Here is an 11969-nt window from a genome sequence, read left to right as displayed (position 1 = left end):
CCCCTTTTGCTTGTTGTTTTGTTTTATTTATCAATGGCTTGATTCTTCGTGTATGAAAATGGCGACAGTTGTCGCAGCAAAACTTGCGACATAGACTGTCGCAGGCCATGGCTAGGATACACTCAACGCTAAACCAGTGAAGGCATGCACCATGAGTAAGAAGCTGTTACGACAACTGACCTTGGCGCGTTGCATCCCGCACCGCCCTTACAAGCTGACCGCCAGCCAACTCCAGGTAAAACTGGAAGAGGAAGGCATTCACGTCAGTCTCCGTACCGTGCAACGGGATCTGGAAGAGATGTCCGGCATGGGACTGTTCGACCTCACCTCCGATGAGCGCAGCAAGCCTCATGGCTGGTGCTTCGAGCGCCATGGTCTCAATGACTTTGCCAACATCATGCCGCTCTCGCTGGCAGTGGCCCTGAAAACCTGGAGCGACCAGGCAAGCCAACTGTTGCCGGCAAGCGTGCTGACCGAATTGAACCCGCTGATCGACAAGGCTGGTCAGGTGATCCGCGACAGCCAGAGCGAACTGGCCGAGCGCTGGCTGGAGAGCGTGCACCAGTCACCTCGCCCCTTCGCCGGCAATCCGGAGATCCGCCGCAGCACCCTGATCCGCGACGCCCTCTGGCGTGGTCGCAAATTCAGCGCCGAGATCCAGCGTGTCATCAAGGAGCGTACTGTCTGGCTCTGCTATGACCGCATCAATCCCCTCGGCATCCTGAACCAACCCGATGGCCCCATCCTGCTCTGTACCCTCTCCGAGCTGGATCCCAAGGTCTACGGCATCCCGTTCGATCACATCAAGAACGTGGAGTTGACCAACTTCAGCGCGACCCAGCCGAAGGACTTCAATATCCAGAAGCTGATCCGCGACCAGGGTTATCAGGACGTCAGCGGTCCGATCCGCTTCGTCGGGCGCATCGATGCCAACTGCCCGACCCTGATCGATGGACAAATCCCGGGGCATAACCCGCGCATGACCCGTTACGACAAGCGCAGCGTGGTGGTGGAGACCGAAGTGCAGGATACGCCCGAGTTCCGCTCCTGGCTGAACAACATGAGCGGCAACCTGGAGGTACTTGCACCCGAATCACTGCGCAAGGCCTACCCGACTCCTGGGACAAGGGTCAGCTAAAGAAACCAGCAGACAATACAAAGCCGAGATTTATCTCGGCTTTTGTCTACTTTTAAAGCATAAGTATTCAATTAATTTTGAACTCTTACACCCCTGATTGAAGCGGCTGTACCATCGTTTTCCTACCGATTTCTGCTTGTAAGAGATCTGCCATTCCCCCTGTAAGACCCCTCAGTGTTGAACCGTACGTGAAGCCATCCCGCACTGGGTATGCTTTCCATGGAAACTATCTAAGTAACTGATAAACGTAGATAATATTCCACACAAGCCCATTTCTGCACCGCATGTCACGGAACCCAAGCCGAATGCACACCTTGTTCGAGCCCGTAATTGCCTTAGTATGGGTCTCACAAGGACGAGCTGATTCGGCAGGATGCAGAATCAGCGCATAAACAAGGAATAGCCTGCAGGATGTGGGCAAGGAACACCTCGGGATGGGGTTGATAGCTAGGATGGTTATCACAAGGATCGACAGGACAACCGCAGGATGCGGTAGTTGGATACCTCGGGATGAGGTTGAGTGGCACGGATTGTCGCTCATCAAGGATGAAAGGACACCGCAAGACGCGGTCAGGAACAGCTTCAAAATGACGCGTGATAGCCAGGATGGTTATCAGTCAGGATGACGCAGGAACACCACGGGATGTGGTAATGGACACCTCCAGGAAGGAGAGGGTGAAGCAATCAGGACAGATTGCCAGGCTAGGAAGGCCATAGGACACCCCAACGGATTGGGAAGGGGAATTTCCAAAGGAAAGGATAGCGTCAAGGATTGCAGGGAGCATGGCAGTTCAGGGAATGGACGAAATGACTTGAGGGGACAGCAGATGCTGTCCCCTTTTCTTTTGTGCGGCCACACATCAGAGAATGGAATCAGCCTGAGCGATCCTGCCCACATCACGCCATCTGCATCACGGATAACCTGTTTGTATACCCACCAGAGGCAGCCACAGTAGCGTTCCTTGCCTTTCCTCCGCCCTCCCTCATCTATACTCAGCGATATCCACTAGGCCCCCAGAGCGCAGCAGATCAGCCGCGGCCAACCAGCCAGAGTAATCCTGGCGACTGATTCCAGGTAACAATGGCCACTGGCTTCTGCTCCGCCAGGCAGATTGTTGAGTCATCCCTGAACTGTCTATATGTGTGACTGAGGTGTCCTGACAAGATCGGACAGTCCCGGATCAAGCAGCCTGAGCAGTTCTCCAATACCTCTTGTTAAACTCCGCCGGGCTGACATTGCCAAGTTGCGTATTCCGGCGAAGTTGAACAGCCATTCCGGCCAACGTGAACACCCTGATCCTTAACGCGCTCACGTCACCCCGTTTCTAACTCGAGTGTTCAGATTGGGTCAACTCACTTCTCCTCTTTCTCATCGATTCTCCCTTCAGTGACAGCCGGTGAGCGTTGTGCATCAGCCGGTCCAGGATCGCATCTGCCAGAGTGTTGTCCCCCAAGCTCGCGTACCACTCTTCCGTTGGCAGCTGACTGACCACTACCGTCGAGTATTTCCCGTACCGATCATCCATGATCTCCAGCAGGGCGTTGCGCTGCTCGGCATTCACCGCTTCTAGTCCCCAGTCATCCAGGATCAACAGCTCTATCCTTGCCAGTTGACCCAGCAGCCTGGCGTAACTGCCATCTACCTTGGCCTGGCTCAGCTCAAGTAGCAGACGCGGCAGCCGGTAGTAACGAGTGCTATGCCCTTGCTGACAGGCTTGGTAGCCCAGCGCACAAGCCAGGTAGGTTTTTCCACAGCCACAGGGGCCGGTAATGAGCAGGTTCTGGCCCCGGCGCAGCCACTCTCCTTGGGCCAGGTTTGCTACCTGTGACCGCTCTAGGTTGCGTGCTGACTGGTAGTCCAGCTCCTGCACCGTGGCCTGGAGTTTGAGCCTTGCCTGCTTGACCAGCCGAGCTTGCTTACGCTGCTCCCTGCTCAGTTGTTCGTGTTCGACCAGCAGGCTTAGCCGCTCGATGAAGGGCAGCCCTTCGTAGGTACTCGCCTGTTCAAGTTGTTGTTGCACGGCATCCGCCATGCCGGTCAGTTTCAGGTTTCTCAGGCGGGTCAGGGTTTGTTGGGTCATGGGGCGTATCCTCTTTAGTGGAAGCTCTGGGGGCCACGGATGTTCTCGTGCTCTTGCGGTAACTCTGGGTAGCTCAGCGGGCTTGCGGGCAGTTGGTCGCGGCCACTGGTCAGCACCGACTTGAGCTGCTTGAGCCGCACCAGTCCTTCCCGGTTAGCCAACTGGCAGCAAGCCTCGACCCGTGATGGCGGATACTCTCGACTAAGACTCAGTAGACCCAGGCAGAGTCGGTATGCCTGCTCGGCATGGGCTTTTTCTTCCAGCCGTTCGCTAACCCAGCACAAGGTGCCCGGTCCGATGTCAGCAGCCCACTGCTTAAGACGCCCTGGCGTCCAGCGTTGCTGCTTGCTGTGACGTTCCGGCATGTGCTCAGGGAGCGTGCTCATCCCCGGGATGGTTTTACGTGGATGGCTCGCGACCAGCTGTTGCTGGTGATAGACCTGAAGCAGGGTATCGCCCGCATGGAGCTCCAGTTGCTGACCCACATACTGGTGCGGCACCGAGTAATGGTGCTGCTCATAGCTGACGTGATAGTCGATGTTGACCTTGACCGTTTTGATGGCGACATAGCGATAGGGATGCACCGGTAGTGACCCCAGTGCCGGGCGGTCCAACTGCTCAAACGCCTCGCGTCGGTTACCGGGCAGCTGCTTGAACGGGCGCTCGTTGAGCTCATTCAACAAAGCCCGGATGCACTGGTTGAGTTCGGCAAGCGAGAAGAAGGTCTGATGGCGTAGACGAGCCAGGATCCAGCGCTCGACGATCTGCACTCCCACTTCAGCCTTGGCTTTATCCTTAGGCTTATAAGGGCGAGCTGGCATCACTGCCACCTGATAGTGCTCGGCCAACTGCTGGTAGCTGGGGTTTAGCTCGGGATCGTAACGGCAAGCCTTGCTGACACCGCTCTTGAGATTGTCGGGGATCAGGAGTGCCGGGGTCCCGCCGAAAAACTCAAAGGCACGGACATGGCTTTGCAGCCAGTCCGGCAGTGACTGTGACCAGGTGGCCTCGGCAAAGGTGTAGTTGGACGCACCAAGCACGGCGACAAAGATCTGGGCCTGACGGATCTCACTCGTGGAGGGCGAGACGATGGGCACCGTGGGCCCGCAGTAGTCGATAAAGAGCTTTTCCCCCGCCTTGTGGATCTGGCGCATGGAGCGTTTTTGCAACTGACACCAGGACTTGTAACGGTCGCAGAACTGGGAGTAGCTGTAACAGCTATTGGGATAGCGCTGGGTGTATTCCTCCCAGAGCAGTTGTTTGGAGACCCCCTTGCGCTTGAGCTCCTGATGGACAGAGGGCCAATCCGGCACGACATGGCGGGCCGAGATGGTGGTATCGGCCTGCGGATAGAACAGGGCAGCCAGTCGGGCATCATCAAGCTCGGTGGGCAAGGGCCAGGTCAGGCCGAGCGCCTGGGCACTTTTGAGGAGTTTCTGGATGGAGCCAACGCTGACCTTGGTGCAGCAACTTATCTGGCGAACAGAGAGGTCAGCCTCCAGCCGCAGTCGCAGCACTTCACGAATTTTACGCATTGCAATCCTCTTGGCAGACATAGGCTCTTCCCTGGCAAAAGGGAGAGCGTATCAAAGGTTGTTAAATCAATGCGTTAAGGATGATTCCGGTGAATGTGAACAGTGATTCCGGGATGTTGAACACTGTTTCCGGAAAGGAGGGGCAAAGTGTTCAGGTTGAACCGGAATGAGCGTTCACATTGGTCCGGAAATGGTGTTCACGTTGAACCGGAATCGGTGTTCATGATCAGCCGGAATATGCACAAGTCGTGAATGCCGACGCTGGCGGTTGTAAAAAATCTCTATGTATTCCTGAATCGCTGCCTTGGCCTCCGCTCTCGTCTCGAATCTATGGTGGTGAACCAGTTCATTTTTAAGAGACCCCCAGAAGCTTTCTATCGGGGCATTGTCGAAGCAGTTCCCCTTGCGTGACATGGAGGTCTGCATGCCAAATTGTACCTGGAGAGCCCGGTAAGCCTTGGCACAGTACTGACTGCCCCGGTCTGTGTGATGAATAAGCCCAACGGGTGGCCTCTTCTGCTGCACAGCCCGAAACAGCGCCTGACTGACCAACCCGGTGGTCATTCGCTCTCCCATCGCATAACCCACTATCTCACAGGTAAACACATCCTTGAGACCAGCCAGATAAAGCCAGCCTTCGTCGGTGGCGATATAGGTGATATCACCGGTCCAGACTTCGTTGGGCTTCGTCGGCGCAAAGACCTGACCAAGGAGATTCTCCGCCACGGGCAGGGAATGAGCAGAATGGGTTGTCGCCTTGAATTTGCGCTTTTGTTTGCAAGACAACCCCATTTCACGGCGCAATCGTCCAATCCGGTCCCGCCCAGCGTAAAATCCTTCGGCGGCCAACTCAGCTTGTAAACGCGCTGCGCCATAGGTCTGGCGCGTCTTGCTGTGAGCAGCCCGAATGGCGACCTTGAGTCGTTCATCTTCTTGTTGGCGCTGTGACGGTGGACGGTGGCGCCAGTGGTAGAAGCCCGCACGAGAGACCTCCAGCACACGACAGATAACGGAAATGGGATAGAGGTCCTGTTGGTTGGCTATCCACGCGTACTTGGCAGTGACTCCTGAGCAAAGTACGCGGCGGCCTTTTTTATGATGTCGCGCTCCATGTTGGCTTGTGCGAGAGCTTTGCGTAGCCGGGCCACTTCAGCCTCCAGCTCGGCGACAGAACGCGCTCCGGGAATGGCCGATGTATCCTTTCCTCCTTTGGCTGCGACCACCGGTAATCCCCCCGAAAAACTGAGGTGCTCATAAGTAGAATTTTCTCGTATCTTGAACGCAGGAGGTTCTACATGAAAACATCACGCTTTAGCGATGCACAGATCATCGCCATCCTCAAGCAGGCCGAGTCTGGTTCACCCGTCCCTGAGCTCTGCCGTGAGCATGGCATCAGCTCCGCCACCTTCTACAAGTGGCGCTCCAAATTCGGTGGCATGGATGCCTCTCTCATGGCGCGCCTCAAAGAGCTGGAAGAGGAAAATCGTCGCCTTAAGAAGATGTATGCCGAGGAGCGCCTAAAGGCTGAGATCATCTCCGAGGCGATGGCAAAAAAGTGGTGACGCCATCTGCCCGCAGGGAGATGGCGACCAAGGCTGTGGCTCATTACGCCATTTCTATCCGTCTGGCTTGCCAGGTGTTCAAGGTGAGCGAGGGTTGCTACCGTTATCAGCCCGTGCTGGCTGATGAAAACCAGGAGATTGCCGACTGGCTGCTGCGCCTCACCGCCAACCAGCGCAACTGGGGTTTCGGACTGTGCTTCCTGTACCTGCGTAACGTCAAAGGCTTTGGCTGGAACCACAAGCGGGTCTACCGGATCTATCGGGCGCTAGAGCTCAATCTGCGGATAAAACCCAAGAAGCGGCTAGTGCGGGCCAAGCCGGAGCCGTTGGCAGTCCCTGACCAACCGAATCACTGTTGGTCGATGGACTTTATGCATGACCAGCTCAGCGATGGTCGTTCGGTGCGGTTGTTTAATGTGATCGATGACTTCAATCGCGAAGCACTGTGCATCGAGGTGGATTTTTCCTTGCCTGCCTCGCGAGTCAAACGGGTGCTGGAGCAGGTCATCGAGTGGCGGGGCAAACCAGCCGCTATCCGCTGTGATAATGGTCCGGAATACATCAGCGAAGAGCTCAAGCAATGGGCGCAGCAGAAGAGGATTGCGCTGAGGTATATCCAGCCAGGCAACCCGCAGCAGAATGCCTACATAGAGCGATTTAACCGCACTGTGCGTTACGACTGGTTGGGCCATTACCTGTTTGAGTCACTGAATGAGTTACAGGAATTTGCCACGAACTGGCTGTGGGTTTATAACCATGAGCGGCCCAATATGGCGCTGGGCGGCTACACGCCGAAACAGCGCTTGGCACAGGCCGCATGACCTCTACTTTTGAGTGCTGGCTAATAACATCATGTCGATCAGCCAATAACATCATGCCGATCACTTTTTTTCTGCCCGCGTTTATAGCGTCTTCCTTTTACTCCGCCTGATCGGCATCGGTCAAGTTGGCGCCCTGTTTTCTCATCGATTCTCCCGTTAAGGTCACGCGCACCGCTCTGTGGATCAGTCGGTCCAAGATCGCCTCGGCGAAGGTTGCCTCTCCGATCATCCCGTACCACTTCTCCACCGGCAATTGGCTCGCCACTATCGTTGAGACGTTGCCGTAGCGGGTATCGATGATCTCCAGCAGGTTGCTGCGTTCGCTCGCGTCCAGCATCTCCATGCCCCAGTCATCCAGGATCAGTACCCCTATGTTGCTTACCCGCTCCAGCAGTTTCGGATAGCTGCCATCCGCTTGGGCCAGTCGCATCTCTTCAAGTAGGGTTTTCAGCCGGTAATACCGCACGCCCACTCCTTGCCGGATAAAGTAACGGCCCAGGGCACACGCCAGGTAACTCTTGCCACAGCCTGCCGCGCCCGTTAGCAGCAGGTTTTGTTGATGACTCAGCCAGTGTCCTTCCAGCAGTTGGCGGATCTGCGCTTTGCTCACGCCTCGACCCGCCCGATAGTCGAGCTGCTCCACCTGTCCGGCTAGCCGGAACCGGGCTTGCTTCTCCAGGCGGTTGGTTTTCCTCTGCTCCCGCTGCACCAGCTCATGGCTCAGTAATAGTTGCAGCCGCTCTTCAAAACCCATATCCAGGTACAGCATGCTCTGGGCCTGCTGCTGGTTCAGAGCCTGTTTCATGCCGCTCAAGTGCAGGCGGCTTAGTTGTTCATCGAGGTGTAATTGCATCGGCTTCTCCTGATCCGTGGGGTTAGTGGAAGTAGTGCTCGCCATGGACATTGTCATGACGGATGTCTTGCAGCGGATCCTGTCGCTCGTTGGCAATGAGTTGTTGCTCCTCCAGGCCATGCTTGAGCATGCTGCGGATGTTGTGCAGCCGGTTGGCGCCGGTCAGGTGCCCCCGGAGGCAGGCCGCTTCCAGCCGCTCCTTGCCATAGGTTTTGCTCTGCCCCAGCAAGGCCAGGCAAGGGCGCACCGCTTGCGTCGAATGCTCTGCCTGCCGGATAAAGCCATCCACCCAATGCGTGGTGTAGGGGCCGATGGACGCCGCCCAGCCAAGCAGTCGCTCTGGCGACCACTCCAGCAGTGCCTGATGATGCGCGGGCATGTGTTCACGCAGGCTGCTGTGCTGGCCTTTGTGATGACTCCGCTGGTGTTCGGCCACGATCTTGCCCGCGTGGTACAGCGTGACGGTATGCTCGGCCAGATGCGCCTCCAGCCGCTTGCCCTGCAAGGCATAGGGCACTGAGTAATAGTGCTTTTCCAGATCGACGTGGTAGTCCTTACCAACCAGCACCGGCACTACTTTGGTGTAGTGATAGGGATAATCCGGCAACGGCTTGAGCGCCGGTGCATCGAGCTCGGCAAACAGTGAGGCACGGCAGCCAGGCAGCTTCTGGAAGGATTTCTGGTTGAGCCGGGTCAGCAGTTCACCCATTCGCTGATTGAGCTGGGCCAGGCTATGGAAGGTTTCATGACGCAGCACCGCCAGGATCCAGCGGGTGACGATCTGCACGCCCACCTCCGCCTTGGACTTATCCTTCGGCTTGCGGGGCCGCGCGGGCATGATCGCCGTACCGAAATGGGCCGCCAGCATCTGGTAGGTAGGGTTGAGATCCGGATCGGTATTGCGCGCCACGCTGACGGCACTCTTGAGGCAATCAGGTACCACCAATTGCGGCACACCGCCAAAGAACTCGAAAGCGCGCTTGTGGCTCATCACCCAGTCATCGAGCTGCTGGGAGCGGGTGGCCTCGGCAAAGGTGTAGTTGGAGGCCCCCAGCACGGCGACAAAGATCTGGGCCCGGTAAAGGATCTCGCCGGTATGCGGATCGACAATGGGCATGGTCTGGCCGCAGTAGTCGACAAAGAGTTTTTCGCCCGCAATATGGGTCTGCCGCATCGAGGGTTGCAGCAGCGCCGCCCACTCTTTATAGAGCCGACAGAAGTGGTTGTAGCTGTAGTGGGAGCCTGGATGGCGCTCGGCGTACTCCTGCCATAGCAGCTCGAGGGTCACGCCTTTTTGACCTGGTTTTTTGAGTTCCTGATGCAACAAGGCCCAGTTGGGAGTGGGTTTGTGCTGAGTTTTATGGACAGAGCAGGTCTTGAGAAATGCGCGCTCCAGGGAGACATCATCCCAGGACTCAGACAGGGGCCAGGTCATGATACCCAGTTGAGCCGCCCGGTTGAGGTAATAGGATACGGTGCTAGGAGAGATATGCAGGCTGAGGGCGATCTGCCGATGAGCCAGTTGAGCCTGATATTTAAGGCGAAGAATTTCTTTGAGTTTTCTCACAGTGATAGGCCTCGCAGACATGCACGTTCCTCTGTTGGAGCAGATGGGAAAGTGCGGGTTTAACGAAGCGGGGAGAAAAAGTCACCAATAACATGGATGCCGATCATGGTTTCCCATCGAGGGTAAAAAGTGATCGGCGTGGGATGTTATTGAGTGATCGGCATGGATGTTATTACGTGATCGGCATGAATGTTATTGAGCGATCGCCATGCGTGGGAATATGCAAGTGCTCCAAAAAATGGGGGGATTACCCACCCAGTTGCTCAGTGTGCCTTTGGCAATACCCAACCTTCTGGCGGCTTCAGCTTGGCCAAGGCCTTGCTCCAACACCAGTCGAACCGCCTCTGCCCGAAACTCTGGTGAATAGTGTTCTCTCGATTTCATTCAATACCCCCGATTGTCTCATCGTAACAATCGGGACTGTCTGTGAAAATCAGGATACCTCAGACCACGAATGAAGCGTGGATGCCATTCGGCAAGGCGGAGATGGTCGTGTAGGGAAATGAGGATAACCCGGCCAAGCCACCTGGCACTGAGGATGAGGGATTGGGTAAATGTCAGAAAGCAAAAAGGCCTTCCCGTCAGGGAAGGCCTTTCAATTTAGTGGCGGAGCGGACGGGACTCGAACCCGCGACCCCCGGCGTGACAGGCCGGTATTCTAACCGACTGAACTACCGCTCCGCATTCGGTTAGCTTTCGCTAAATCATTTGCCGCTTCTATGAGGTGTCATCCTCGCAGCCAGCGTCGTGATGTTGCACGATGCTGTTTAATTGGGTGCCTGGCAGTGTCCTACTCTCGCATGGCGAATGCCACACTACCATCGGCGCTACAGCGTTTCACTTCTGAGTTCGGCATGGGGTCAGGTGGTTCCACTGCGCTATTGCCGCCAGGCAAAAATCTTCAATCTGAAAAAGCTGATTTAGTTATTCGTTCTCGGTATCTGCTACAAGTCTCTGAACACTTCTTGGGTGTTGTATGGTTAAGCCTCACGGGTAATTAGTATGGGTTAGCTCAACGTATCGCTACGCTTACACACCCCACCTATCAACGTTGTGGTCTCCAACGGCCCTTTAGGACCCTCAAGGGGTCAGGGATGACTCATCTCAGGGCTCGCTTCCCGCTTAGATGCTTTCAGCGGTTATCGATTCCGAACTTAGCTACCGGGCAGTGCCACTGGCGTGACAACCCGAACACCAGAGGTTCGTTCACTCCGGTCCTCTCGTACTAGGAGCAACTCCCTTCAATCATCCAACGCCCACGGCAGATAGGGACCGAACTGTCTCACGACGTTCTGAACCCAGCTCGCGTACCACTTTAAATGGCGAACAGCCATACCCTTGGGACCGACTTCAGCCCCAGGATGTGATGAGCCGACATCGAGGTGCCAAACACCGCCGTCGATATGAACTCTTGGGCGGTATCAGCCTGTTATCCCCGGAGTACCTTTTATCCGTTGAGCGATGGCCCTTCCATTCAGAACCACCGGATCACTATGACCTACTTTCGTACCTGCTCGACCTGTCCGTCTCGCAGTTAAGCTGGCTTATGCCATTGCACTAACCTCCTGATGTCCGACCAGGATTAGCCAACCTTCGTGCTCCTCCGTTACTCTTTGGGAGGAGACCGCCCCAGTCAAACTACCCACCAGGCACTGTCCGCGAGCCCGATTCAGGGCCCTGCGTTAGAACATCAAACATACAAGGGTGGTATTTCAAGGACGGCTCCAGCGCAACTGGCGTCACGCCTTCAAAGCCTCCCACCTATCCTACACATGTAGGTTCAATGTTCAGTGCCAAGCTGTAGTAAAGGTTCACGGGGTCTTTCCGTCTAGCCGCGGGTACACCGCATCTTCACGGCGAATTCGATTTCACTGAGTCTCGGGTGGAGACAGCATGGCCATGGTTACACCATTCGTGCAGGTCGGAACTTACCCGACAAGGAATTTCGCTACCTTAGGACCGTTATAGTTACGGCCGCCGTTTACCGGGGCTTCGATCAAGAGCTTCGCTTGCGCTAACCCCATCAATTAACCTTCCGGCACCGGGCAGGTGTCACACCCTATACGTCCACTTTCGTGTTTGCAGAGTGCTGTGTTTTTGATAAACAGTCCCAGCCATCTGGTCACTGCGACTCCCGACAGCTCCATCCGCAAGGGACTTCACCATCAAGAGCGAACCTTCTCCCGAAGTTACGGTTCTATTTTGCCTAGTTCCTTCACCCGAGTTCTCTCAAGCGCCTTGGTATTCTCTACCCGACCACCTGTGTCGGTTTGGGGTACGATGACTTGTAATCTGAAGCTTAGAGGCTTTTCCTGGAAGCAGGGCATCAATGGCTTCCGCACCGTGGTGCGTTCGTCTCGTGTCTCAGTGTTGTGTCTCCGGATTTGCCTAGAAACACCACCTACGCACTTT

General features: G+C 55.9%; 6 protein-coding genes, 1 tRNA gene, 2 rRNA genes and 2 pseudogenes (1 of these 11 only partly in view). 2 read left to right on the top strand and 9 right to left on the bottom strand.

The window, feature by feature from the left end:
- Window positions 1-151: 151 nt before the first annotated feature.
- A complete protein-coding gene (locus C3F36_RS11755) occupies window positions 152-1138 on the top strand; it encodes a helix-turn-helix transcriptional regulator (RefSeq protein ID WP_029313511.1) in 987 nt (328 codons plus the stop codon).
- 1325 nt (window positions 1139-2463) lie between these two features.
- Here the strand turns inward: C3F36_RS11755 and istB (C3F36_RS11745) are convergent.
- The 3 genes and pseudogenes from istB (C3F36_RS11745) to C3F36_RS11735 form a co-directional block, all read right to left on the bottom strand.
- Window positions 2464-3219 (bottom strand): IS21-like element ISAs29 family helper ATPase IstB, encoded by a 756-nt coding sequence (gene istB / locus C3F36_RS11745; protein WP_104454438.1) that lies wholly within the window; start codon window positions 3217-3219, stop codon window positions 2464-2466.
- A gap of 14 nt (window positions 3220-3233) precedes the next feature.
- Complete coding sequence (gene istA, locus C3F36_RS11740) at window positions 3234-4775, bottom strand: IS21-like element ISAs29 family transposase (protein ID WP_104454439.1); 1542 nt, start codon at window positions 4773-4775, stop codon at window positions 3234-3236.
- 153 nt (window positions 4776-4928) lie between these two features.
- Window positions 4929-5977: pseudogene (locus C3F36_RS11735) on the bottom strand (IS3 family transposase); the annotation flags it as partial.
- A 72-nt stretch (window positions 5978-6049) separates the two neighbouring features.
- Here C3F36_RS11735 and C3F36_RS11730 point away from each other — a divergent pair.
- Window positions 6050-7137 (top strand): IS3-like element ISAs22 family transposase gene (locus C3F36_RS11730; RefSeq protein WP_088821966.1). Its coding sequence is split into 2 segments (ribosomal slippage): window positions 6050-6302 and window positions 6302-7137, totalling 1089 coding nucleotides; the frame shifts between segments, so codons are not numbered across the junction.
- 97 nt (window positions 7138-7234) lie between these two features.
- On the opposite strand, the gene istB (C3F36_RS11725) is transcribed toward C3F36_RS11730, so the two are convergent.
- The 6 genes and pseudogenes from istB (C3F36_RS11725) to C3F36_RS11700 form a co-directional block, all read right to left on the bottom strand.
- Entirely contained in the window at window positions 7235-7990 is a 756-nt protein-coding gene (gene istB, locus C3F36_RS11725; RefSeq protein WP_043851824.1) for an IS21-like element ISAs27 family helper ATPase IstB, read from the bottom strand.
- Window positions 7991-8012: 22 nt separating this feature from the next.
- Entirely contained in the window at window positions 8013-9578 is a 1566-nt protein-coding gene (gene istA / locus C3F36_RS11720; RefSeq protein ID WP_043851823.1) for an IS21-like element ISAs27 family transposase, read from the bottom strand.
- A 231-nt stretch (window positions 9579-9809) separates the two neighbouring features.
- Window positions 9810-9941, bottom strand: a pseudogene (locus C3F36_RS11715) (transposase); the annotation flags it as partial.
- 220 nt (window positions 9942-10161) lie between these two features.
- Window positions 10162-10238 (bottom strand) — tRNA-Asp (locus C3F36_RS11710).
- A gap of 96 nt (window positions 10239-10334) precedes the next feature.
- Window positions 10335-10449, bottom strand: a 5S ribosomal RNA gene (gene rrf, locus C3F36_RS11705).
- 84 nt (window positions 10450-10533) lie between these two features.
- Window positions 10534-11969 (bottom strand): 23S ribosomal RNA (locus C3F36_RS11700); it runs 1453 nt beyond the window's last position.

The sequence above is a fragment of the Aeromonas sp. ASNIH2 genome (genome assembly GCF_002934795.1).
GTDB lineage: Bacteria > Pseudomonadota > Gammaproteobacteria > Enterobacterales > Aeromonadaceae > Aeromonas > Aeromonas caviae.
This window is presented reverse-complemented; position numbering and strand designations above follow the sequence as displayed.